General features: G+C 41.3%; 21 protein-coding genes. 9 read left to right on the forward strand and 12 right to left on the reverse strand.

The annotated features are described in order from the left end of the window. Window positions 1-108 precede the first annotated feature (108 nt). Window positions 109-576: a transcriptional regulator ArgR gene (gene argR, locus NYF15_RS06335; RefSeq protein ID WP_062570079.1), complete on the forward strand. Its 468-nt coding sequence runs from the start codon at window positions 109-111 to the stop codon at window positions 574-576. Here the strand turns inward: argR and NYF15_RS06340 are convergent. The 11 genes from NYF15_RS06340 to ampD all read right to left on the reverse strand — a co-directional run bounded on the left by NYF15_RS06340 (window position 573) and on the right by ampD (window position 15653). Next, window positions 573-1472 carry a Dyp-type peroxidase gene (locus tag NYF15_RS06340; RefSeq protein ID WP_371353092.1) on the reverse strand — a complete coding sequence of 300 codons (900 nt, stop codon included), beginning with the start codon at window positions 1470-1472 and terminating at the stop codon, window positions 573-575. The genes argR and NYF15_RS06340 overlap by 4 nt on opposite strands. Before the next feature lie 62 nt (window positions 1473-1534). Continuing rightward, window positions 1535-2578 carry an ABC transporter ATP-binding protein gene (locus NYF15_RS06345; protein WP_130150724.1) on the reverse strand — a complete coding sequence of 348 codons (1044 nt, stop codon included), beginning with the start codon at window positions 2576-2578 and terminating at the stop codon, window positions 1535-1537. Continuing rightward, window positions 2575-4209, reverse strand: coding sequence for an ABC transporter permease (locus NYF15_RS06350; protein WP_371353093.1), 1635 nt, complete (start codon window positions 4207-4209; stop codon window positions 2575-2577). Before NYF15_RS06350 ends, NYF15_RS06345 begins: the two co-directional genes overlap by 4 nt. A 69-nt stretch (window positions 4210-4278) precedes the next feature. Further along, a complete protein-coding gene (locus NYF15_RS06355) occupies window positions 4279-5283 on the reverse strand; it encodes a Fe(3+) ABC transporter substrate-binding protein (RefSeq protein ID WP_130150722.1) in 1005 nt (334 codons plus the stop codon). Between the two features lie 787 nt (window positions 5284-6070). After that, entirely contained in the window at window positions 6071-6712 is a 642-nt protein-coding gene (locus NYF15_RS06360) for a tRNA-uridine aminocarboxypropyltransferase (RefSeq protein WP_371353113.1), read from the reverse strand. A 169-nt stretch (window positions 6713-6881) separates the two neighbouring features. Then, a complete protein-coding gene (gene lpdA / locus NYF15_RS06365; protein ID WP_062570074.1) occupies window positions 6882-8306 on the reverse strand; it encodes a dihydrolipoyl dehydrogenase in 1425 nt (474 codons plus the stop codon). Between the two features lie 187 nt (window positions 8307-8493). Further along, window positions 8494-10380, reverse strand: a complete 1887-nt coding sequence (aceF, locus tag NYF15_RS06370; RefSeq protein ID WP_371353094.1) for a pyruvate dehydrogenase complex dihydrolipoyllysine-residue acetyltransferase — start codon at window positions 10378-10380, stop codon at window positions 8494-8496. 9 nt (window positions 10381-10389) lie between these two features. Continuing rightward, window positions 10390-13056 carry a pyruvate dehydrogenase (acetyl-transferring), homodimeric type gene (gene aceE / locus NYF15_RS06375; protein WP_130150720.1) on the reverse strand — a complete coding sequence of 889 codons (2667 nt, stop codon included), beginning with the start codon at window positions 13054-13056 and terminating at the stop codon, window positions 10390-10392. An 84-nt stretch (window positions 13057-13140) separates the two neighbouring features. Then, entirely contained in the window at window positions 13141-13890 is a 750-nt protein-coding gene (pdhR, locus tag NYF15_RS06380) for a pyruvate dehydrogenase complex transcriptional repressor PdhR (RefSeq protein ID WP_062570071.1), read from the reverse strand. A gap of 351 nt (window positions 13891-14241) precedes the next feature. After that, the gene (gene ampE / locus NYF15_RS06385) at window positions 14242-15093 is read right to left on the reverse strand and encodes a beta-lactamase regulator AmpE (RefSeq protein ID WP_371353095.1); all 852 of its coding nucleotides are present in this window, start codon (window positions 15091-15093) and stop codon (window positions 14242-14244) included. Between the two features lie 17 nt (window positions 15094-15110). After that, complete coding sequence (gene ampD / locus NYF15_RS06390; RefSeq protein WP_371353096.1) at window positions 15111-15653, reverse strand: 1,6-anhydro-N-acetylmuramyl-L-alanine amidase AmpD; 543 nt, start codon at window positions 15651-15653, stop codon at window positions 15111-15113. Between the two features lie 151 nt (window positions 15654-15804). On the opposite strand from ampD, the gene nadC reads away from it, so the two are divergent. From nadC to yacG, 7 genes are all read left to right on the forward strand, one after another. Then, complete coding sequence (gene nadC, locus NYF15_RS06395; RefSeq protein ID WP_237114811.1) at window positions 15805-16653, forward strand: carboxylating nicotinate-nucleotide diphosphorylase; 849 nt, start codon at window positions 15805-15807, stop codon at window positions 16651-16653. Window positions 16654-17146: 493 nt separating this feature from the next. Further along, window positions 17147-17605: a pilin gene (locus NYF15_RS06400; protein ID WP_371353097.1), complete on the forward strand. Its 459-nt coding sequence runs from the start codon at window positions 17147-17149 to the stop codon at window positions 17603-17605. Between the two features lie 81 nt (window positions 17606-17686). Further along, window positions 17687-18916 carry a type II secretion system F family protein gene (locus NYF15_RS06405; RefSeq protein ID WP_371353098.1) on the forward strand — a complete coding sequence of 410 codons (1230 nt, stop codon included), beginning with the start codon at window positions 17687-17689 and terminating at the stop codon, window positions 18914-18916. Between the two features lie 292 nt (window positions 18917-19208). Then, entirely contained in the window at window positions 19209-20105 is an 897-nt protein-coding gene (locus NYF15_RS06410) for an A24 family peptidase (protein WP_276574300.1), read from the forward strand. 2 nt (window positions 20106-20107) lie between these two features. After that, a complete protein-coding gene (gene coaE, locus NYF15_RS06415; RefSeq protein ID WP_371353099.1) occupies window positions 20108-20713 on the forward strand; it encodes a dephospho-CoA kinase in 606 nt (201 codons plus the stop codon). Between the two features lie 174 nt (window positions 20714-20887). Next, window positions 20888-22564 carry a type IV-A pilus assembly ATPase PilB gene (gene pilB / locus NYF15_RS06420; protein WP_062570063.1) on the forward strand — a complete coding sequence of 559 codons (1677 nt, stop codon included), beginning with the start codon at window positions 20888-20890 and terminating at the stop codon, window positions 22562-22564. 73 nt (window positions 22565-22637) lie between these two features. Beyond that, window positions 22638-22871 (forward strand): DNA gyrase inhibitor YacG, encoded by a 234-nt coding sequence (yacG, locus tag NYF15_RS06425; protein ID WP_130150711.1) that lies wholly within the window; start codon window positions 22638-22640, stop codon window positions 22869-22871. A 50-nt stretch (window positions 22872-22921) separates the two neighbouring features. On the opposite strand, the gene NYF15_RS06430 is transcribed toward yacG, so the two are convergent. Further along, complete coding sequence (locus tag NYF15_RS06430) at window positions 22922-23452, reverse strand: Spy/CpxP family protein refolding chaperone (protein ID WP_237120530.1); 531 nt, start codon at window positions 23450-23452, stop codon at window positions 22922-22924. A 171-nt stretch (window positions 23453-23623) separates the two neighbouring features. Between NYF15_RS06430 and NYF15_RS06435 the strand changes: the two genes are divergently transcribed. Beyond that, on the forward strand, window positions 23624-24313 hold the full coding sequence (locus NYF15_RS06435) for a response regulator (RefSeq protein WP_371353100.1): 690 nt from the start codon (window positions 23624-23626) through the stop codon (window positions 24311-24313).

Below are 24313 nucleotides of genomic sequence, written 5' to 3' on the forward strand. Positions count from 1 at the left end.
CTATGCTGTAAAGTGTCTTCATTTGGCCGACAAATTCAAACAAATACTGCATAAGTATGCATAATTGTGTAGAATTACCTCACATTTTATGAATAAAGATACGACAGCATGCAACCTCAAGATAAACAAGAAGCACTAATCAAAGCGTTTAAATCGTTATTAAAAGAAGAAAACTTCGGCTCACAAGGCGAAATTGTAGATGCATTAAAAGAGCAAGGCTTCGATAATATCAGCCAGAGTAAAGTCTCGCGCATGTTGAGTAAATTTGGTGCGGTACGTACTCGTAACGCGAAACAAGAAATGGTGTATTGCTTACCGGCTGAAATGGGCGTACCAACAGCGAAAAGCCCACTACGTCAGCTTGTTATTGACATTATGCATAACGAAATGATGATCATCATTCGCACCAGTCCAGGTGCTGCACAGCTTATTGCACGTTTACTTGATTCATTAGGTAAAGCAGACGGTGTGCTGGGAACCATTGCAGGTGACGATACTATTTTTATTGCCCCTGCAAAGGTCTCTGAAATTGACGTTACGCTTGAGCGTGTTCGAACCTTATTCGATACAGTTTAAAGTTGCTTTAGAAAATTCACTGACGGGGCGAAAAATGCCGATCCCATATCAGCTTGTGTGAAATCAAGCCAATGATCATAATGCTCGCCCTGCCCTAAACGACTTTTCAGTACATGTTCAAACGAGTCACCTTGCGCGGCACACGACACCATAAGTATGCCCTGTTTGTGAACGTCGCCAAATGGCATACTCTGATTGAGTAATAGCGGCTGACCATGCTCGTCTTTAAGCTCTGATCTCACTGCATGGCTCGTCTCAATTGCCGGCACAACCAAGGTATTATCAAGGCGAGTACGCCCCATTATTTGCTCTTGTTCTGATAAAGACAAGTACTGCCACACCGTTAGGTCGTGGACAAACCGCTGCACATGAATATAACTACCTTGATCTTCAAAATGTCCTGGTTTATTGACTAGTGCCGTACTGCGTTTTTGTCTTCCGTGGGGCGTGTCGCCGGCGTAGATAAAACCATTAAAATCTCGCCCATCTAAAAAACGAAAATTACGAACTTGCTCCACCAGTTCAACATCCGGTGTAAACAATTTTAAAATTTGCAGAGCAAATAAATGATTGACGTCTTCACGGTCAGAGCGGATTTGCACAAATAAATCGAACGGTTGTACGCTTACAACATGTTCACTGTGTGTGACATTAGGAAAGCTCTGTAATTGACTTGGAATAAACTCAGGCAATATATGCGGCCAATATTGCGCCCCAACAGCAACAACACAAGACAGCATAGCCTCAGAAAACTGATCAGAAAATTCGTCTTGTATTACATTTACACGCTTTAGTTTTTTTCGTAATGACTCATCTTGGCCATCATAGACGTTAAAAAACAGGTGCAAACCATGTAAGTTTGCTTCAGCACAAATCCCAGATTGCGCTTGCGCCATAGTGAATCCTTAGCTATTCATTATCAGGCACACAATCAACAATTTAGGATTTCACATCATGTTTAATCTCGAAAAAAATTGACCGTGTGCGGCATTATTTTTATTTTTACTGGCTGTTCGACCGAGAAAACGTGGTCTTGCTCTGCGGCCACTTCGAGCTCCTGCCCTGCAATATTAATACGGTACACATAACGCGTGCCGATAAAACGTCTTTGCAAAATAGTTAAGCCTTGAGCATCGCCATTTTCTGCTTTACACAATTGAATATGATGAGGGCGCACATAAATTTGACCTTGTACGCAATCATGGTTACCTGCATTGATTGACGATACAACCCCGAACACCGTCTCATATTCAGTTGCGGTTAATGCTTTTGCCGTTAAGTATATGCCCGTACCAAGAAACTCTGCAACCACCTTTGAGTTAGGTTGGCTAAATAACTGCTCAGCAGAGCCTTGTTGGGCTATTTTTCCACCATGCATAACAGCAAGTGTGTCAGCAAAGGCAAACGCCTCTTCTTTTGAATGGGTAACAAATACCGCAGAAACTTTTTGCGCTTTGATAATTCGACGTATGTCGGCAATCAGCTCAAACCTTACTTGGGTATCAATATTTGAAAATGGCTCATCAAGAAGTAACAAGCTTGGTTTATAGGCAAGTGCACGGGCAATCGCGACACGTTGCTGTTGACCACCTGAGAGCTGGTGAGGATATCGCTTGGCACAACCATCAAGCTTAACTAAAGTGAGCATCTCGTTCACTCGCTCACGTTTTTGCTCTTTACTCATATTGTTGAGACCAAACGCAATATTGTCACTCACTGTAAGATGAGGAAATAGCGCATAATCTTGAAACATCATGCCGATATTGCGCTTTTGGGGTGCAACAAAAAAACCATTATCGTTCACAACATTAGAATCGATACTCATGTAACCTTGCTCAGGCTGCAAAATTCCCGCGATTGCTTTTAGGGTTGTGGTTTTGCCACAGCCACTGGCCCCTAATAAACACACTATTTCGTCTTGCTTTACATTGAGGTTTAACCCACTCAAGACTTTAGTGCCATTATACTGATAAGCTAAGTCTTTAATTACTAAATGGCTCATGAGTGATTTTGCTCCATCGAACGATTAACGAAATACAAAGGAATAAGCCCCACTAAAACAATCAATAACGCTGAAATTGAGGCAAGCTCCAACTGCTCATCACTAACATACTGAAACACATGGGTTGCCAGTGTTTCAAAGTTAAATGGCCTTAATAATAATGCGGCGGGCAGCTCTTTCATGCATTCAATAAAGACTAACAAGCCAGCGGTAAGAATGCCGCGTTTTAACAAGGGTAAATGAACTTTACGCAAAGTTTGCAATGGCCCCTTCCCCATTGATTGGCTTGCCATATCTAACGACGGGCTGATACGTAAGAAGCTGCTTTCAAGTGCCCCATGCGCAATCGCATAAAACCGCACAACATAAGCAAATATCATCGCAAATAAAGTGCCACTCAAAAGTAACCCAGGCGATAAGCCAAAAGGCTCAAGCCAGTTATTTAATGCATCATCTAATTGAGTTAGAGGCAACAATACCGAGATGGCGAGCACGGTTCCTGGCAGAGCATAGCCAGTACTTGCTAAACGCCCTGGGATCAAAGGGTAAGCGTGTTTAGCAATCCGCTGATAAAACAAGACCAGTAAGCTCAGTAAAATGGTTACAAGGCTCACCACAATCGCTACTTTAAAACTTTGCCAAGCGTAATTAAAAAATGCCCCATTCCATGCTTCATCCGCATACACAACGGCGTATTTAACTAACACCCCAACCGGCAAGATAAAAGCCAGTACCAGTACGACTGAGCAAGCTAAGCTTGCAGCCCATGCAGCACCGCCTTTTAAGCGATAAAGTGTTGCGCTATTAACGCTAGATTGACGCTCATACACAGCTTGATTGCGACGGCTAAAGCGCTCAACCATGATAGTTAAAAATAAAATGAGCAGCATAATACCCGAGATTTTCGCTGCAGCTGTTAACGAGTAATAACCAAGCCACGTATCGTAAACAGCAGTCGTGAGTGTGCTCACGGCAAAGTAGTTAACTGTAGCAAAGTCGGCCATTGCTTCCATACTGATCAAGGTAATACCCGCGACAATCGCACCGCGTCCAAGCGGTAAGCTAACTCTTAAAAAGCTTTGTATTGGCGAAAGTCCCATAAGCTGACTTGCTTGTACTAATTTAAATGACTGTTCTCTAAGTGCCGTTTTGAAAATCAGAAATAAATAAGGATAAAGCACCAAGGCAATCATCACGATCGCCCCAATTAAAGTGCGAATATCAAAAAACCAGTAATCATCCGGTGATTGCCAACCAAACCACTCTCTTAAGGCTATTTGCACAGGCCCTGCGTAATCAAGTAGGTCAGTGTAAACATAAGCAATTAAATAGGTAGGCATTGCTAAGGGCAGCATTAACGCCCACTCAAACTGCTTTCGCCCAGGAAAGTCACAATAAGCCGTTAACCACGCTAGCGGCAACGCAATAACACAACTTAAAAGCCCCACTCCTAGGATGAGCAATAACGTATTACGGGTATAATCCCACAGCACCGTATCGAAAAGATGCTGAAATACATCCGAATCCCCCTGTAGAGATTCAAATAACAAAAAACCTAAAGGTGTAACAAGCAGCAGGCCAATTAGCCAAGCTAAAAGCTGCCAACGCGACAGCGAAAACTTCACATGCATAAGTGGATTAATACCAGATAAAATAAAAGCTGTTAAAAAACAGCTTTTATAAAACGAGGTGTGTTCTCGTTATAAATCAAACTTCACTTCATCAATCAGCTTCAGTGCCGCTGGACGATATTTACTAATTTCATCGAGTGGAAGACTATCTTCTTTAAACTCACCCCATGATGCAACCATCTCAGATAATTCAACCCCATTTTTTACTGGGTATTCCATATTGACTGAGGCATACATATTTTGTGCCTTATTGTCGGTCATATACTCAATCAGTTTCAAGGCATTTTCAGGGTTTTTGGCGTATTTCGTCATTACCACGCCCGAGACATTAATATGTGAGCCACGATTAGTTTGGTTAGGAAAGTTAATATGAACGGCTTCTGCCCATGATTTTTGCTGTTCATCTTGCATCATTTTGCCAAAGTAGTAACTGTTACCTAAAGCGATGTCACACAAACCTTCTTTTACGGCTTTTACTTGAGCACGGTCATTACCCTGAGGCTTACGAGCAAGATTCGCCTTTACACCTTCCAGCCACTGCTTTGCTTCTGCCTCTCCATGATGAGCAATCATAGAAGCTACTAAGCCTAAATTATAGGGATGTTTACCCGAACGTGTGCATAGCTTACCTTTGTATTTAGGATCAGCAAGGTCTTCATAAGTTAGCTCAGGTAATGCCCCAACACGTTCTTTAGATGAATAAACATTACGAACACGCTTTGTAAGCGCAACCCATTGTCCATCACTATCACGAAATGTACTTGGCACATTAGCACTGACAACATCGCTTTGAATCTTTTGGGTTAAGTTAAGATCTTCTAACTGAATAAGCGCACTAAAATTTGAAGTGAGCACAAGATCAGCCTTGCTGTGTTTGCCCTCGCGCTTCACACGCTCGATGAGTCCTTTTTTCGCAAACACGACATTCGTTTTGATACCTGTTTGCTTGGTAAAATCATCTAAAATAGGTTTAATCAAAAAAGGCTGACGAAACGAATATATATTTACAACATCAGCTGCAAACACAGGTGTGCTTATCAAAGCTGTTAATAATACTAAGGCTTTCTTTCTCATTTTATAACACCTAAATAATAACGATTCTCAAGTATTTTACCTAGACTGAAGCGAAATTACATCTGTTTTACTCACAATCAAGTTATGCCTATCGCTATTTAGGAATTTACCTGTAAGACATATCTCACCTGCATGACAGTTATTGAGTAAAAAGCGCAGGTTAACACTGCAAATAAAAAAGCAAATAATTGAAAATAAAGGAATTTATATTTATTGCAATAAAATAACGCTCTATTTATGCATGATTTTAACCTACCAAGGCTTGGCTAACTCTCTATAATTACTTACATCAACTAAGCAAGACGCTTAATGAGTAAACGGAAAAAATACATTACTCATAACCGAGGATTTAGGTTCATAAGGAAATAAAGGAAACAAGGACAGGCTCAGGAAGAGTAACGCAATGGAATGACAACCTACGGACAGCATCAGGATGATGTGGAAAGGCATAACAACAGGATGTTGTTATACAGGACGTTAAAAAGTGGAACAAGGGACAGGCTGTAAGGGCATCGCAACGGAGTTGCTAATAAAAGGATAGCGTTAGGATGACGCGTAAAGGACAGGTAAAGAATTTACCAGCAAGGATGTAAAGGACTAAAAAGGAAGTAAGGCAGAATTGCCTTAAATTGCACAGAACCAACAAGTAAAGTGCAATAGCATGGATTGGCAAAGTTTATGGAGTTGATTAGGTTCAATTGCAGGATGCAAAAAATTAAGAAGATTCCGCAAGCGCGACTAGCGATAGTACGCGCTTTTCTTTTGCCTAAAATTAAGTAAAGAGTTATTACTCCGGTCGCCCCTTATTTCGCTTACCAAGCAGGTAGGCATCTCTAAACTTAATAAAATGTTGCTCAAGCTTTTGTGTAGCGTCTTTCTCACCAGCAAGGGCAAGCACCATAATAGCCACCTCAGCGGTGCCTAGTTGATGTTCATGTGGGGCAACACGCAATCGGTAATCCGAGAGCTTCTCTGGGGTAATTGAAAGAACAGGCAAATTATCTAAATAAGGACTTTTACGGATCATCTTCTTTGCTTCGCGCCAAGTACCATCTAAGAAGATAAACAATGGACGCCTACCTTCAACAGGAATTACTTCGGTGATCACGCGCTCTTCATCGTCTACATCGCTGGCAGGAAAAATAACCATAGGCTGATACTGAGGATCTGCCAATAAACTTAATAAGGCTTCATCGGGGGTGGTTCTATCCCATTTAAAGGCATGATTATCTGGCACGATTTCAGCAATTAAACGGCCAGTATTTGACGGCTTAAAACTCTCATTATGGTACATAAGTAAGCAGACTGCCGCATTACACTCGGCCTGTTCAACCCCTTCACAAATACAATAATGCTCTGCAAGCAGACAGCGCTCACACCGTGTTAGCTTTGCGCCACGAGCTTTAAATTCACGACGCGACTCAGCCATTTGTTTTGCGCGAAGTTCTAAAACGGAGTTATTGGAGATTGTAGCCACTGCATTTACCAGAAAGTTGAACGGCGCGTATTGTAGCTAAAAATAAGGGGAATAGAAATCTGTGATTAAAAAACAAAAACCCAGCCAAAGCTGGGTTTTTAAAACGATTAGTCAAAAGAACTTACTTCTTTTTAACTGCTTTTTTGTTTGGAAGGTCAGTGATTGAACCTTCGAAGATTTCAGCAGCTAGACCGATTGATTCGTTTAACGTTGGGTGAGCGTGAATAGTTAACGCTAGGTCTTCACCGTCTGCGCCCATTTCAACTGCTAAGCCGATTTCACCTAGCATTTCACCTGCGTTGATACCAACCATCGCACCACCGATAACACGACCTGAATCTTTATCGAAGATTAGCTTAGTTTGACCTTCAGTGCGTGCTGAAGCGATTGCACGACCAGAAGCAGCCCAAGGGAATACAGCAGTTTCGATGCTTAAGCCTTGCTCTTTCGCTTCTTTCTCAGTTACACCAACCCATGCGATTTCTGGATCTGTGTATGCGATTGAAGGAATGCACTTAGGATCGAAGAAGTGTTTCTGACCAGAAATAACTTCTGCAGCAACGTGAGCTTCGTGAACCGCTTTGTGCGCAAGCATAGGTTGACCAACGATGTCACCGATAGCAAAGATGTGATCAACGTTTGTTTTAAGCTGCTTATCAACATTGATGAAGCCACGCTCATCAACATTAACACCTGCTTTGTCAGCATCAAGTAATTTACCGTTTGGTGTACGGCCAACAGCAACAAGTACTTTGTCGTAACGTACAGGTTCAGCCGGAGCATTTTTACCTTCAAATGTTACATATAAACCGTCGTCTTTTGCTTCAACGCCAGTTACTTTAGTAGATAGCATTACGTTAAACTTGTTCTTAACGTATTTTTGGTAAATCTTGATAACGTCTTTATCAGCAGCTGGAACTAATTGATCAGCAAACTCAACGACATCGATTTCAGAACCTAGTGCACGGTATACAGTACCCATTTCAAGACCGATGATACCACCACCTAAAACAAGTAGTTTCTCAGGTACGTCTTTAAGTTCAAGCGCGCCAGTTGAATCGATTACACGGTCATCTTCAGGGATGAAAGGTAAGTTAACAGGCTGAGAACCCGCTGCAATAATAGCATTATCGAATGTGATAGTTGTTGTACCGTCTTCACCTTCAACAGCAAGTGTGTTGCTACCAGTGAACTTACCGTAGCCACTTACTACTTTCACTTTACGCATTTTAGCCATGCCGTCTAGGCCGCCAGTTAACTGACCAATTACAGACTCTTTCCAATCACGGATTTTATCTAGGTCGATTTCAGGCTTACCAAAAGTAACGCCGTGAGATGACATTTCTGCCGCGTCATCAATCACTTTAGCTACGTGTAAAAGTGCTTTTGAAGGAATACAACCCACATTAAGACAAACACCACCTAATGTGTTGCGAGATTCTACCAATGTAACTTCTAAGCCCAAGTCAGCAGCGCGGAAAGCCGCAGAATAACCACCAGGACCACCGCCTAGTACAACAACTTGAGTTTTTAATTCGTTGCTCATGCTATTACCTTAAATGTTTGAACGGGACACTGCCCTAAGTTTAACTGCCATGTTTCTGCAAGGCAGAAAGGGAGAGCAGATATCTATACCAAGATTGTTCTATAGCAAAGATTGTATCATTGCCAATGGTAAAAATCCCAGCAAAAAACAACTTGCTGGGATTTGATTCTTATAAATTATGAAGCGATTACATCACAAGCTGGCGAATATCGCTCATGTAGCTTGCTAGCGTCACAGTAAAGCGTGCTGCTAAGGCACCGTCAATTACCCTATGGTCGTATGACATTGATAATGGAACCATTAACTTAGGCTCAAATTCTTTGCCATTCCACTTAGGCTTCATCTCTGATTTAGAGACACCTAAAATTGCGACCTCAGGTGCATTCACGATAGGTGTAAATGCTGTACCACCGATACCACCAAGGCTTGAAATTGTGAAACAACCGCCTTGCATATCAGATGACGTTAGCTTGCCATCACGTGCTTTAGCCGACACTTCCATTAACTCACGAGAAAGTTCAATGATGCCTTTCTTATCAACATCTTTGAATACCGGAACAACTAAACCGTTTGGCGTATCAACGGCAACACCGATGTTGATGTATTTCTTCAAGATTAAGCTTTCACCATCTTCAGACAGTGAAGAGTTAAACGTTGGGAATTCAGCAAGGGCTTTAGCCGCCGCTTTCATCACAAATACCAGTGGCGTGATTTTAACACCGAGTTTTTTCTTCTCAGCAAGGGCGTTTTGCTCTTTACGAAATGCCTCTAAGCTTGTGATATCCGCTTCATCAAACTGTGTAACGTGCGGGATTTGCACCCAGTTACGGTGTAAGTTAGCACCTGAAAGTTTTTGAATACGAGAAAGTTTCTTCTCTTCGATTTCACCAAATTTAGCAAAATCAACTTTCGGCCACGGGATAAGACCTAACTCACCGCCACCAGCATTGCCTTTGCCAGCATTACCTGATTCAACTTGCTTAACTAGCTCTTTAACATAGTTTTGCACGTCTTCTTTGACAACACGATTTTTACGACCTGTGCCTTTTACGTTTGCTAGGTTAATACCAAATTCACGCGCTAAACGACGTACAACAGGCGATGCATGAGCATACGCTTTGTTATCAGCAAACTCTTCTTTGCTTGCTTTAGCCGCAGCTGGTTTTGCAGCAGGTGCAGATTCAGCCTTTGGTGCTGGTGCTGACTCTTTTTTAGCTTCTGGCGCTGCTTTAGCACTGCCAGCAACTTCAAATACAAAGATAAGAGAGCCAGTTGATACTTTATCGCCCGCTGCTACTTTAATTTCTTTAACCGTACCAGCAAATGGCGCAGGTACTTCCATTGATGCTTTATCGCCTTCAACGTTTAAGATTGATTGATCTTCTTCAACCTTATCACCTACAGATACCATCACTTCGGTAACTTCAACTTCATCACCGCCGATGTCAGGCACATTCACTTCTTTAGTGCTTGATGCGGTTTCAGCTGGCGCTTCTTCTGCTGGTGCAGACTCAGCAGCAGGCGCCTCAGAGCCACTTGATGCAGTTTCAAAAACGAAGATTAAAGAGCCTGTTTTCACTTTATCGCCTGTCGCGATTTTGATCTCTTTAACAGTACCTGCAAATGGTGCTGGTACTTCCATTGATGCTTTATCGCCTTCAACGCTTAGTAAAGATTGCTCTTCTTCAACTGTGTCACCTACCGCAACCATGATTTCCGTTACTTCAACTTCATCATCGCCGATATCTGGTACAGTTACTTCTTGTGACGCTGAACCTGAAGATTGCTTAGCAGGCTCGGCTTTAGCTTCTTCTTTTGTTTCAGAAGATGCAGAAGCTTGTTCTTCACCTTCGAAGATCATAATAAGTGAACCGGTTGTCACCGTGTCACCTTCAGCAACTTTAATCTCTTTAACCGTACCTGCTTGTGCAGCAGGTACTTCCATTGATGCTTTGTCGCCTTCAACCGTTAATAACGATTGATCAACCTCAACCTTATCACCAACGCTAACAAGGATTTCGGTTACTTCAACTTCATCGCCACCGATATCTGGTACATTAATTTCAATACTCATTGGAACCTCTTATGCGTATAGCGGGTTTACTTTGTTTGTGTCGATGTCGAATTTCTTGATTGCTTCAACAACCACAGACTTTTCAACTTCACCACGTTTAGCAAGCTCAGATAATGTTGCAACCACAACATAGCCCGCATTAACTTCAAAGTGACGACGTAGGTTTTCACGGCTATCCGAACGACCGTAGCCATCTGTACCCAATACTTTATAGTTGCTGCTTGGTACAAATGAACGAACTTGCTCAGCATAGTTCTTCATGTAGTCTGTTGCTGCAACAGTCACAGAGTCACCTAATACATTGGTGATGTAAGCAGTTTTTTGCTCTGCTTCTGGGTTAAGCATGTTGAAACGCTCAGCGTCTTGACCATCACGTGTTAACTCATTGAATGAGGTTACAGAGAATACATCTGAACCAATGCCATACTCTTCGCTCAGGATCTGTGCTGCTTTACGTACTTCAATCATGATAGTACCTGAACCTAGTAACTGCACTTTTGCTTTATCGCCAGCGACAGTTTCAAGTTTGTAAATACCTTTACGAATACCTTCTTCTGCGCCTTCTGGCATTGCTGGTTGATGGTAGTTTTCGTTCATCAGCGTTAGGTAGTAGAACACATTTTCTTGATCTTCACCGTACATGCGACGGATACCGTCTTGCATGATGACCGCTACTTCGTATGCGAACGTTGGGTCATAAGAAATACAGTTAGGGACTGTGTTAGCAAGAATGTGGCTGTGACCATCTTCATGCTGTAAACCTTCACCGTTTAATGTAGTACGACCTGCCGTAGCACCGAGTAAGAAACCACGTGCCTGTTGGTCACCAGCCATCCACGCCATATCACCTACACGTTGGAAACCAAACATTGAGTAGTAGATGTAGAATGGGATCATTGGTAAATCGTTAGTGCTGTATGATGTTGCAGCAGCAACCCATGATGACATTGCACCTAACTCGTTGATACCTTCTTGTAGTACCTGACCTGATGTTGCTTCTTTATAGTAAGAAACGATGTCACGGTCTTGCGGCGTATAGTTTTGGCCATGCGGGTTATAAATACCGATTTGACGGAATAAACCTTCCATACCAAATGTACGCGCTTCATCAGCAATGATAGGAACGATGTTTTTACCAATGCCTTTGTCTTTTAGTAACACGTTAAGTGCACGTACAAAGCCCATTGTTGTTGAGATGTCACGCTTTTGCTCTTCAAGTAGTGGCTTGAACGCATCAACTTCTGGCAATGTTAAGCTTTCAGAAAACTTAGGAATACGCTTAGGTGTGTAACCTTGTAGCGCATCACGACGAGCGTGAAGATACTTGTACTCTTCAGAGCCTTCTTCAAGTGTTAGATATGGTAAGTCTTTAATTTCTTCATCAGAAACTAAGTCTTGTAGACCTAAACGTGAACGTAGATGCTCAACATGGGTCATATCCATTTTCTTAACTTGGTGCGCGATGTTTTTACCTTCAGCCGCTTCACCCATGCCGTAACCTTTTACAGTTTTAGCAAGGATAACCGTTGGACGGTCTTTGGTTTCTTCCGCTTTTTTGAATGCAGCGTAAAGTTTTGATGGCTCATGACCACCACGCTTAAGTGCGAAGATTTCTTCATCAGTCATATCAGCAACAAGTGCTGCTGTTTCTGGGTAACGACCGAAGAAGTGCTCACGAACGTATGCACCGTCTTTCGCTTTATATGTTTGGTAATCACCGTCAATGGTTTCGTTCATTAACTGTAGTAATTTACCTGTTGTATCTTTAGCAAGTAGGATATCCCAACCACTACCCCATACAACTTTAATTACATTCCAGCCTGCACCTTTGAATAGGCCTTCAAGCTCTTGAATGATCTTACCATTACCCATTACTGGGCCATCTAAACGCTGTAAGTTACAGTTGATTAGGTAACATAGGTTATCTAGCTTCTCACGCGCAGCGAATGAGATTGCACCACGTGATTCTGGCTCATCCATCTCACCGTCGCCTAAGAAAGCGTACACACGTTGGTTTTTAGTGTCTTTTAAGCCACGACCATCGAGGTATTTTAAGAAACGCGCTTGGTAGATAGATGCAATTGGACCAAGACCCATTGATACCGTAGGGAACTGCCAGAATTCAGGCATTAATTTAGGATGTGGGTATGAAGGAAGACCTTTACCATCAACTTCTTGACGGAAGTTATCAAGCTGCTCAGCCGTTAAACGACCTTCAACAAATGCACGGGCATAAATACCAGGAGAAATGTGACCTTGATAATAAACTAAGTCACCGCCATCTACATCGTTTGGTGCTTTGAAGAAGTGGTTAAAACATACTTCATAGAATGCAGCAGAAGACTGGTAAGAAGCCATATGGCCGCCTAAGTCTAGATCTTTTTTCGACGCACGTAATACGATCATGATCGCATTCCAACGGATGATTGAACGAATACGGCGTTCAACATTTACATCGCCCGGATACGCCGGTTCTTGATCTACTGGAATGGTATTAACGTAGTTAGTAGTTGTGCCAGTAGGCATATCAACACCGTCTAAACGGGCTTGCTCTAACACTTGCTCAAGTAAAAATTGAGCACGTTCTACACCTTCTTCACGCACAACAGATTCAAGGGCTTGTAACCACTCTTGTGTTTCTAGCGCGTCTACGTCAATTTTATTGACTTCAGACATATGGAGGTTTCCTTATGTTTAAAATACTAATTATTTTAATAAATCTTAAATTAAGTAGTTAACTAAACTTAGCTAATCACTTGCTTAATGTTGTTTGGTGCGTCTTAAACTACGTTCAATCCGCGAATGCTCTTTGCCAGCCTCAAGTAAGGCTTCTTCGATAAAGGCTAAGTGAGCATTACTAGCAAGACGTGCCTGCTCTGGGTTTCCTTCTATAACCGCATCCATCAAAAACTGTCTGTGCTCAGCAAGCTTTTGACTAATATGTGGTTTTTTTAACAATACAGTTAAATTCTGTAATACATTTTGTTCAAGCAATGCCTGCATACCACGTACTAAATGCAGTAATACAACATTGTGTGATGCTTCAGCGACACTAAAATGAAAAGCATTAATTGCTTTCGCTTTTTGTACAATGTCATCATTCACAAGCGCAATATTGTCAAAACTCTGTTTTACTTTTTTGAAATCATTCGTCGTGCCGCGCATCGCAGCATAATAAGCAGCAATCCCCTCTAGTGCATGACGAAATTCAAGTAAATCAAATTGTGACTCGGGATGTTTACTAATCAAATCAAAGAGTGGATCAGTAAGCCCTTCTTCAAGCTGATTTTTTACAAATGTTCCGCCACCCTGACGGCGCGTTACCAAACCTTTCGCTTCTAGCTTTTGAATCGCTTCGCGCAAAGAGGGACGCGACACTTCAAACTGTTTCGCTAACTCACGCTCAGGAGGCAACTTTTCGCCTGGTGCTAACGACCCCTCAAGAATCATATTCTCAAGTTGTTGTAAAATTACATCAGATAATTTTGCAGCTTTAATTTTTAAAGACATTTATCAACGTCCGCATTGTTTAATGCTAAGCCCACTAAATACAGGGTGTTTAGCCTTGCGCCTTGACCAAAAGGTAAATTGGTCATACCAAATTTGGTGCATACGGTATCAAAAAGCCGTATTTCTGTCAATTTCACACCCTTAGCGACTAGTTACACCCTAACTTAATTAGCCTAAAGATTAAACAGTATGGAATAAAGTGACTATTTCGGAAGGAAAAATAAATAAAAAAGAAATGGTCAGACCAGATGGTGAATTGCAAAAATACGAAATAAACCTGCTTGTAGCAACGGGTTTACCCCGCGACACCTCGAAACAAATGACAAAACCATGCGCGATATAAAATCGCGACTACGCTAAACCACCAAACAAGGTCAATGCGGCGATGATCACTAAAAAGAACAAGACGTTTCGTTTTACTAATTTCATCATACAGGTTGCTTCATAAGTACAGCCAAAATGTTGTTGCTCAATTTGTTCGGCTGCAAGGGCTGTTTGCGTCACTACTTTGCGGTTGCTTACTGAAAAATCTAAAACATACTTAAGCCAACAACTGGTTCCCTTATTAAAGTTACCAATTACTAAGTAACCAAAGCTCGCAACACGTGCAGGTAACCAATCAAGCCAAAATAGTAATGTGTGAATAAGTTTGAAACGCTTTGCATAAATTACACGATGGTCATCCCGTACTTTATCAGCATAAGTACGTACTAAAGCATACAAAACAGCACCTGGCACACCTAAAATGACAAACCAAAATATCACTGCGCAATAAAACCGAAAATTAAGCCATGCTAATGTTTGGCCGAAGGTTTCGCCTTGCGGCTCATCTTCAAGCTTCTTTTGCCCGATTTGTAGTGCATATAAACTTGCCGCTTCAAGGTCATTGCGCGTTAATGCATTTAAGTACGACTTATAAAGTGCTCGTTGTTTTGAACAGCCAAAACACACCAACAACACCACAACATTAATCGCTAATTGCCAAATAATTGAATCAGATAACTGAAAAACAATGGCAATTGCAAGTACCGGCAACATCAGCCAAATTAAAAAGCCAATTGGAGAGTAAAATAACCCCTTCTTCGACAGCTGCTTATTTGAAAGCGTTAGGTAACTATTTGCATAATGACTAATTTGCCAATAATCAGCACGCGCGCCCAAACGCTCTATGACTAGCGCAATAATGATTGAAATTAAGATCATCTTGTTACCTATTTCCTTTAAAACACTAAATCAAAATAATATTGCCAGTCGAAGCTCTCGCCTGGATCCGTCTTGCGACCTGGAGCAATATCGCAATGCCCAACAATGCGTGAGCGTGTAATAGCTGGATACTTATAAATTAACGCCTTTGTTAGTGATTGTAATGCATTATATTGTGCTTGGGTATAGGGGGTTTTATCTGTTCCTTCAAGCTCAATCCCCACGCTAAAATCGTTACACTGCTCTCGTCCTTCAAACATTGACACACCAGCATGCCAAGCTCGCTTTTCAAAAGGCACATATTGAATAACCTCACCTGTACGGCGAATAAAACAATGAGCCGAGACCCTAAGCCCCTGTAAATCACTAAACGTTTCATGGGCATTGCAATCAATACAGCCCATAAATAAATCATCAACATAAGGGGTTAAAAACTGCCCTGCTGGCAATGAAATATTATGTATAACAAGCAATGAGACTTCACCATCTGGGCGTTCATCGCAATGGCTAGATGAGCGCTGTAATACCGTGTTTAATCGACCTAGATCATCTATATACATACTAAAAACTAACCATGACAAGAAAGTTAAACAGTGTAATGGCTTAACAACCTTGGGTCTAGTTGCCAAAAACAAGCGAGCCTATATCTTCTAATCAAGAGTTAAACATAGTAAAATTTTGCTAACTTCTTACTACACAATGAGCTTTGACATGTCTGTTCCCCACTCTTTAATTAGCCAGTTAGTTAAACTTGCGCTAGATGAAGACCTTAATTACCAATCAGCAAATGACGGTGATATCACCGCACAGCTTATTCCAGAAAATGAACAAGCCAATGCCAAAGTTATTACTCGCGAAGACTGCGTGTTTTGTGGTAAAGACATCATTTTAGAAGTGTTTAAACAGGTCGATGAATCTGTAAAGGTGGATGTGTTAGTCAACGATGGCGACACCGTTGCAGCCAACAGCACCTTATTTACAGCCAGTGGTTCTGCCCGCGCGATTTTAACAGCCGAGCGTACAGCACTTAACTTTGTGCAAACACTCTCAGGCACAGCCACAACCACAGCACATTATGTAAAAGAACTTGTTGGCACCACAACTCAATTATTGGATACCCGAAAAACCATTCCAGGCTTACGTGCACTACAAAAATATGCAGTAAAATGCGGTGGCGGCGCCAATCATCGAATTGGATTGTTCGACGCATTCCTTATTAAAGAAAACCACATTGCGGCTTGCGGTGGCATTGATAAAGCGGTTGCTCAAGCTAAATTGAATCACCCAAGCAAACCTGTTGAGGTTGAAGTTGAATCTTTAAATGAGCTTGAGCAAGCCATTGATGCTGGCGCTGATATCATCATGCTTGATAACTTTAGCGTTGAGCAAATTCAACAAGCAGTGGTAATAACTGACAAACGTGCCAAGTTAGAAGTGTCTGGCAATATGACCCTTGAAACACTGAAAACCTACTCACAAGCAGGGGTTGATTTTATATCAAGCGGCGCACTTACAAAAAATTTACAATCAATCGACTTATCAATGCGTTTTAACGCCTAATCCTTCTTTATTTGCGTATTTAATCTTTACCTAATTCGTTGACACCGTAATAAAAAAAGCATTAAATACGCAAAAAGCCTGAGCTGGTAACAAAAAATATATATTTAATTAGAACTTTGAGACTGTATAAGCCAACTCACTCTGCAGTAAAGTAAAGATTTCAATTAACTCAACAAGTTATAACAAAACAATTTTATTTACACGTTATTACAGAGATCCACTTAAAACGTGATCCGTCTCAAACTAAAGTAGGAAAGTTCTGAAAAACCAGCTAGCTAGCGGGAAAACAGCTTCCAAAAACATTTATAAATGCTAAAGTAAATTTACATACGCTGAATAAGCAAAAATTTAGGATAGTCTGTTCAAAAACAGGCTGTTTGATTGAAATTTTAAGTAAAACTGTAAGATTTTTTCTGTAGATTAAGCATTAATTTTACAATGCTGAACCAACAGCTAAACTTACAACACATCATATCCTTTAGGAGAGGAACAAATGACACAACAAAAGCAACAGGGTTTCACCCTAATTGAATTAATGATTGTCGTAGCAATCATCGGTATTTTGGCTGCAGTAGCATTGCCTGCTTATCAGGATTATACAACAAGAGCAAAAATGAGTGAGGTAATTACTTTTGCAGGTTCAGCTAAAACCGCTGTCAGCGAGTGCGCGATTACTACTGGTGCCTTAACATCATGCAACACAAATGCTGCGGTAGGCTTAGAATCTACAGCTACGGACATCACATCTACTTATGTAGAGTCTGTTACAGTTGGTGCTAATGGACTAGTTACAGCAGCAATTCAAGGAACTGGTGTTACTGATTTAGATGCTGGCTCAATAACCTTCACACCGACTCAAACTGATGGCAGTGTTTCATGGGTTTGCGCAGTGAGCAGCGCAGCTCTTAACAAATACGTACCACAAAACTGTAGAGCTGCGGCAGCTCCTTAATCTCTTATAACGATATTTTATGTTTAATTTTAAAAAGGTAGCTTCTTTGCTACCTTTTTGATTTACTAATGGCTTAAAATAATGGCAAAAAAAAACCAAGACGCAAGCTTAGACATTTTTCAATGGATAGGGGTCAGTGCTCGTGGTAAAAAACTCGAAGGTGAGCTATCAGGGCAGAGTATTGCCTTAGTCAAAGCACAGTTGCGTAAACAAGGCATCACTCCATCAAAAGTAAAGCGTAAGCCAAAACCTTTATTTGGTATAAAAAGCGTCCAAAAAATTACCGCCAAAGACATTGCTCTTATTACCAGACAAATCGCCACTATGTTGATGGCTGGCGTCCCCTTAATACAATCTATCGAAATGATTGGCTCAGGCGCTAAAAACAAAAGTGTTGCCAAGCTTATGGAAGGTATAGGTGACGAAGTTAAAGCTGGCATCCCCCTGTCTAAAGCCCTTCGCAAACACCCCCGCTATTTTGATGATTTATATTGCGACTTAGTTGCCTCAGGTGAGCAATCGGGTGCCCTTGATAAAATATTTGACCGTGTTGCGCTTTATAAAGAAAAAGCCGAAGCGCTAAAATCCAAAATTAAAAAAGCCATGTTTTACCCTATTGCGGTGTTAGTGGTGGCTTTAATTGTGACCTCAATTCTACTTATTTTTGTAGTGCCGCAATTCCAAGACATTTTTAACGGTTTTGGCGCAGAGCTTCCTGCTTTTACCTTGATGGTGATCGGTATTTCGGAGTTTATGCAAGAATACTGGTGGATGATACTTATCGCGCTAGTTGCTTTTGGATATGCCTATAAAGAAGCCCTTTTAAAAAGTAAAAAACTCAGAGATGCCAACGACAGAGCGATATTAAAGCTCCCTGTTGTAGGTATGATTTTAAATAAGGCAGCGGTTGCGCGCTACGCACGGACACTCTCAACCACCTTTGCAGCTGGTGTGCCATTGGTTGATGCCTTAGACTCAGCGGCAGGTGCCTCGGGCAATGCTGTATATCGCTACGCTATTTTAGAAATTAAAGCCGAAGTGAGCTCAGGTAATCAAATGAACTGGGCCATGCGTAACTCTAAAATATTCCCCGACATGGTTGTACAAATGGTCGCTATTGGCGAAGAGTCAGGCTCATTAGATGGGATGCTTGCCAAAGTCGCAACGATTTACGAACAAGAAGTTGACGATGCGGTCGATGGCCTTTCGAGTTTACTTGAGCCTTTAATAATGGCTGTATTAGGTGTACTTGTTGGCGGTTTAATTGTGGCTATGTACTTACCAATTTTCCAATTAGGTTCTGTTATCTAGTTACCATTTGGGTGTAGTTAATTGAACGCGATATAAAATCGCGACTACGCCCTTGTAGCAACGGGTTTACCCCGCGACAATTTATAAAGCGTATTGGTACTGATAACACAAGCGCGATATAAAATCGCGACTACGCCCATGTAGCAGCGGGTTTATCCCGCGACAATTTATAAAGCGCATTGGGCATAGCAACTTAAACGCGATATAAAATCGCGACTACACCCTTGTAGCAGCGGATTTACCCGCGATAATTTATTGCGCTTGTAATGCACAAAAAGTTTTAGGTAGTTTAATGCAAAATTTCTTTCTTGATATTGCCACTGTTATGCAAAGCCAACCGTGGTTTTATTTTTTAACTGTTGGGCTGGTTAGCCTGTGTATTGGCAGTTTTTTAAATGTGGTAATTTATAGGTTACCACTGATGATGAAACGAGAATGGCAATCGGAATGCCGTGTTTTATTAGCTGATGAATTACCATCTCAAAATACCACAGAGCAAGCACCATTTAATTTAGTTAAACCAAATTCGACCTGCCCAAAATGCAAAGCACCTATAAAGGTATGGCAAAATATTCCTGTTATTAGTTGGTTGTTACTTAAAGGTCGCTGTGGCAGTTGTAAAACAGCGATTTCTGTTCGCTACCCAATCATAGAAATGCTCACTGCAGGATTAAGCCTAGTGGTGGCATCGCTTTTTGGTGCGACAGAACTTGCTCTACTTTATATTTTTATTACTTGGGTGCTTATTGCTTTAACATTTATCGATATCGATCATATGTTACTCCCCGACCAGCTCACTCTTCCACTGGTGTGGCTTACTCTCATTGCAGCAGTCATGGATATCACCATTGCCCCTTCTGACGCCATAATTGGCGCAGCCGTTGGTTACTTAAGTTTATGGAGTGTTTATTGGTTATTTAAATTAGCAACCGGTAAAGAAGGTATGGGATATGGTGACTTTAAGCTTTTAGCCGTATTTGGTGGTTTACTAGGTTGGCAATCAATCTTAACCATTGTGCTGCTTTCAAGTGTGGTGGGCGCAATCATTGGTATTGCTCAAATTATTTTGCAAGGTAAAGATAAAACGACCCCGATTCCATTTGGTCCTTACCTTGCGATTGCTGGCTGGGTTACTTTACTGTGGGGTGAACAAATACAAGCTTACTACTTTAGCTATTTGGGTCACTAACTATGGCAAATTGGGTATTAGGGTTAACTGGCGGTATCGGCTCAGGTAAAAGTGCAATTAGTGCGATGTTCGAAGATCTATCAATCACGGTGATTGATGCAGATATTGTTGCCAGAGAAGTCGTGCTACCAGGTTCACAAGGGTTAAAGCAGATAACAGCCCATTTTAGTGAAGACATTTTAACCTCAGAAGGTACACTAGATAGAGCAAAACTTCGTGCGATTATTTTCGAAAATGAAGCCGAGAAACAGTGGTTAAATGCTCTAATGCACCCACTAATAAGGGAGTCGATGCTTACGCAATTAGCGCAGGCCACCAGCGATTATGTGATACTTGTTGCTCCTTTGTTATTTGAAAATGGTCTTGAACAGTATTGCTCACATACTTTATTAATCGATGTGCCAGTTGATGTGCAAATAGCCAGAACAACGGCCCGCGATAAAGTATCAATCGAACAAGCTAAGCAAATTATCGCATCGCAAATGTCGCGCGAAAATAAGCAACAAAAAGCAAACGACATTTTAGATAATAATCGCCCATTAACTGAGGTTGCCAATGATGTTAAAGCACTGCACCAAGGCTATTTGCAGTTAAGTGCCATGAGTTAACATGGCGTGGTTTTAACCTCAATAAAAGTTAAGAATAAATAACTAGCACAACTTATAAATAACTGACTTTATAGTGAATTTATTTGGCTATTTTGCCGAAATAGACAAGACTCATGTTACACCCTTCTTTTTTCTGATAAATTGTGACAAAGAAAGGATCAACCAAGGTGCGCAATGAATATTAACTCACCGTTACTTAGAAAATTTATTACTCTTGGCCGTATTGACGCAGAAACAGTAAAACTCAAGCAGCGTGAATACAACTCTACGGCTGAGCTTATTTCTAAAAGCTGCCAGATTGATGGCCATGAGCTTGCGGAGCAGTGCACCGATCTTTTTCGCGTTCCTTATTTCGATATTAAAGATTTTGATGTCTCGCTTATCAGTGAAGAGCTGATAAAAGAAAAGCTAATTCGCGAGCATCACATTCTACCGCTCATTAAAAAGGGCCGTAAACTTTATATTGCAGCCTCTGACCCTACTGACTACGGTGCATTTGAAAACTTTGAATTTAGTACAGGGTTATCATGTGAGGTGGTGGTGGTTGATTACAACCAGTTAGAAAATAAAATAGAACAACTGCTGGATGCAACGGGTGGTTTGCACTTAAGCGAAGACGAATTTAAAGAACTGGGCGATCTTGAAACTGAAAAGCCTAAAGATATTTCAGGCAGCGATGAAGACAAAGACGATGCCCCTATCATCGTCTACATCAATAAAATATTAATGGACGCCATTAAAAAAGGTGCATCCGATTTACACTTTGAACCTTATGAACACCGCTATCGAGTGCGCTTTCGTATTGATGGTATCTTACATGAAATGGCCAGTCCGCCGAATAGCTTAGCAAGTCGTTTATCAGCACGTATCAAAGTAATGTCTCGCTTAGATATTGCAGAAAAACGTAAACCTCAAGATGGTCGCATTAAACTAAAAATAACAGAGCGAAAGAGTATCGATTTTCGTGTCAGTACCTTACCAACTCTTTGGGGCGAGAAAATCGTTATGCGTATTCTCGACTCATCAAGTGCCATGCTCGGTATTGATGTACTCGGTTATGAACCAGAGCAGAAAAAACTCTACATGGATGCCCTTGAGCAACCACAAGGTATGATATTGGTAACCGGCCCAACGGGTTCTGGTAAAACCGTATCGCTTTATACTGGTTTAAATATTCTGAACCAGCCTGAGCGCAATATCAGTACCGCCGAAGATCCTGTTGAGATCAATCTTGAAGGCATTAACCAAGTGCAAATCAATCCAAAAGCAGATATGACCTTTGCCAATGCCTTGAAAGCCTTCTTACGACAAGATCCCGATGTGGTTATGGTCGGTGAGATCCGTGACCTTGAAACTGCTGAAATCTCAATCAAAGCAGCGCAAACAGGCCACTTGGTTTTATCTACTCTGCATACTAACTCGGCACCAGAAACCTTAACCCGTTTATTAAATATGGGTGTACCTGCGTATAACGTAGCAAGCTCAATTAGTCTTATCATTGCGCAGCGTCTAGCGCGTCGCTTATGCCCTAAATGTAAAACCCCAGAAAAGCTCCCCGATGAAGAGCTTATTCGCCAAGGCTTTGATAAAGACACATTAAGTGAAATTCAATTATTTGCACCTAAAGGGTGCGACAGTTGTACCGAAGGCTATAAAGGCCGTGTTGGTATCTATGAAGTCATGCAGATCACACCTGAAATAGCACAAATTATTATGCGTGGTGGTAATTCGCTTGAAATTGCAGAGGTGGCGCTTAAATCTGGCTTTAATAACTTAAGACTGTCGGGGCTAAAAAAAGCAGCAGATGGTGTTACCTCACTGGCTGAAGTAAATCGTGTGACGAGTTTTTAACTCGTGACTCGATTCTCACGCTGAGCTTTAGTAAGATCACCTAAAATGCATAAGCTTAATTGAGAAGAAAACCATGCCAACAGTTGTAAACTGCCCAACATGTAAAGCAAAAGTCGAGTGGTCAGAACAAAGCCCGCACCGCCCTTTTTGTTCAAAACGCTGCCAACTTATCGACCTAGGTGAATGGTCGTTTGAGAATAATAAAATCTCGAGCCCTATTAGCAATGCCAACGAGCTAAACCAAGATATGATTGAAGATATCGAAGCCATGCTTGCTAAAAATGACGACTCGTTTTTTAAAGAATAGTTTTCAAGCTCAAAATGTAAAAAATGCGGCATTTAAGCCGCATTTTTTAATTATTTACTGTCTGAACGTTTATCTTTGCGCTCACCACGTGGACGATGTTGACCTTTCTTGTGGCCTTTTTTACGCATATGCTTTTTAATTTCTTTATAGCTTTCACGCTGCTCAGCATTAAGAACTTGCCAAATAGCATGCTCTGATTTTAGTTTAATCAAAGCAGCTTGTTGTGTTTTTTCTTCACGCGCTTTAATCAATTCCATTGCTGCATTTTCATCAAACGCTTGGGTTGCAAGAAGCACATCCATCTTTTCTTTGTAAGCTGCGCGATTAGCTTTCATGGTTTCTTTATCACCATGCAGTGCTTTAAATTGCGTTTTTTGCTCAGCAAAAATAGCTTTTAGCTGCGTTTGTTGATCTTCAGTCAATTGTAATTTATCGATACCACGCTCAGATAATAAAAAACGCGCGTGTGGGTTCATGCCACGATGCATATCCCCTTTTGCCATAACAGGAGTTGCAGCAACACTGGCTGCTGCTAAACCACAAACAAATACGAATTTAGAAAGCTTATTTGAAATAGTCATAATCATTACCTTTTGTTGGGTTGTGCTCAATGCTTGTTTTGAGCTGATGAGTTAACTATACAAAGTTCAATGCAAAGGAACGCAAACCAGTGTAAAGGTTATGTAAAGATTCACTTTTACACAATTTACTAAGTAGAATAACCTTATAGAAACGAATAAACAGGTGTCAGAATGAAACTATTAATGATCGACGACGATACAGGGTTGTGCGAACTACTCAGCGAGTACTTAACCGCACAAGGGTTTGCAGTAGATTGTTTTCATGATGGTGCTGAAGGCTTAGCGCACGCTCTTAGTCACAATTACGAACTTATTTTACTTGATGTCATGCTCCCATCTATGGACGGCTTTGAAGTGTTAAAACAACTTCGTCAGAAAAAGCTCACGCCTGTTATAATGCTGACCGCTAAAGGCGAAGACTTCGACCGTATTTTTGGCTTAGAGCTCGGTGCTGATGACTACATCCCTAAACCCTTTAATCACAGAGAGTTACTAGCTCGCGTAAAAGCGATAACTCGTCGTATTGAACACATTAATAGCTTATCGCAGCAGCAAACAAGCTCCCTAAGTGTAAATAGCATTCATATTAACCTTGCGACTCGCGAAGCCTCTGTGAATGAAAACACATTGAGCCTGACAGGCACTGAGTACGAAATTTTGGCCATGCTAGTTCAGCATGCAGGAGAAGTCATAAGTAAAGAGCAAATAAGCGAACAAGTGCTCGGCAGACGCCTTGCTCCCTTTGATCGCTCAATCGACATGCACGTCAGCAATATTCGCAAAAAAATTGCTGAGCATGTAAATAATGAGCGTATTAAAACAATGCGTGGTAGCGGCTATGTGTTGATTCAAGGCGAGTAA

Origin of the sequence: Pseudoalteromonas sp. 68 DY56-GL68 (assembly GCF_041414825.1) — a bacterium.
Taxonomy (GTDB): Bacteria; Pseudomonadota; Gammaproteobacteria; order Enterobacterales; family Alteromonadaceae; genus Pseudoalteromonas.

What these genes read in the sequence shown, in the direction of transcription:
- argR (WP_062570079.1), top strand. Translation starts at nt 109, where the DNA reads ATGCAACCTCAAGATAAACAAGAAGCACTAATCAAAGCGTTTAAATCG.
- NYF15_RS06340 (WP_371353092.1), bottom strand. Translation starts at nt 1,472, where the DNA reads ATGGCGCAAGCGCAATCTGGGATTTGTGCTGAAGCAAACTTACATGGT.
- NYF15_RS06345 (WP_130150724.1), bottom strand. Translation starts at nt 2,578, where the DNA reads ATGAGCCATTTAGTAATTAAAGACTTAGCTTATCAGTATAATGGCACT.
- NYF15_RS06350 (WP_371353093.1), bottom strand. Translation starts at nt 4,209, where the DNA reads ATGCATGTGAAGTTTTCGCTGTCGCGTTGGCAGCTTTTAGCTTGGCTA.
- NYF15_RS06355 (WP_130150722.1), bottom strand. Translation starts at nt 5,283, where the DNA reads ATGAGAAAGAAAGCCTTAGTATTATTAACAGCTTTGATAAGCACACCT.
- NYF15_RS06360 (WP_371353113.1), bottom strand. Translation starts at nt 6,712, where the DNA reads ATGGCTGAGTCGCGTCGTGAATTTAAAGCTCGTGGCGCAAAGCTAACA.
- lpdA (WP_062570074.1), bottom strand. Translation starts at nt 8,306, where the DNA reads ATGAGCAACGAATTAAAAACTCAAGTTGTTGTACTAGGCGGTGGTCCT.
- aceF (WP_371353094.1), bottom strand. Translation starts at nt 10,380, where the DNA reads ATGAGTATTGAAATTAATGTACCAGATATCGGTGGCGATGAAGTTGAA.
- aceE (WP_130150720.1), bottom strand. Translation starts at nt 13,056, where the DNA reads ATGTCTGAAGTCAATAAAATTGACGTAGACGCGCTAGAAACACAAGAG.
- pdhR (WP_062570071.1), bottom strand. Translation starts at nt 13,890, where the DNA reads ATGTCTTTAAAAATTAAAGCTGCAAAATTATCTGATGTAATTTTACAA.
- ampE (WP_371353095.1), bottom strand. Translation starts at nt 15,093, where the DNA reads ATGATCTTAATTTCAATCATTATTGCGCTAGTCATAGAGCGTTTGGGC.
- ampD (WP_371353096.1), bottom strand. Translation starts at nt 15,653, where the DNA reads ATGTATATAGATGATCTAGGTCGATTAAACACGGTATTACAGCGCTCA.
- nadC (WP_237114811.1), top strand. Translation starts at nt 15,805, where the DNA reads ATGTCTGTTCCCCACTCTTTAATTAGCCAGTTAGTTAAACTTGCGCTA.
- NYF15_RS06400 (WP_371353097.1), top strand. Translation starts at nt 17,147, where the DNA reads ATGACACAACAAAAGCAACAGGGTTTCACCCTAATTGAATTAATGATT.
- NYF15_RS06405 (WP_371353098.1), top strand. Translation starts at nt 17,687, where the DNA reads ATGGCAAAAAAAAACCAAGACGCAAGCTTAGACATTTTTCAATGGATA.
- NYF15_RS06410 (WP_276574300.1), top strand. Translation starts at nt 19,209, where the DNA reads ATGCAAAATTTCTTTCTTGATATTGCCACTGTTATGCAAAGCCAACCG.
- coaE (WP_371353099.1), top strand. Translation starts at nt 20,108, where the DNA reads ATGGCAAATTGGGTATTAGGGTTAACTGGCGGTATCGGCTCAGGTAAA.
- pilB (WP_062570063.1), top strand. Translation starts at nt 20,888, where the DNA reads ATGAATATTAACTCACCGTTACTTAGAAAATTTATTACTCTTGGCCGT.
- yacG (WP_130150711.1), top strand. Translation starts at nt 22,638, where the DNA reads ATGCCAACAGTTGTAAACTGCCCAACATGTAAAGCAAAAGTCGAGTGG.
- NYF15_RS06430 (WP_237120530.1), bottom strand. Translation starts at nt 23,452, where the DNA reads ATGACTATTTCAAATAAGCTTTCTAAATTCGTATTTGTTTGTGGTTTA.
- NYF15_RS06435 (WP_371353100.1), top strand. Translation starts at nt 23,624, where the DNA reads ATGAAACTATTAATGATCGACGACGATACAGGGTTGTGCGAACTACTC.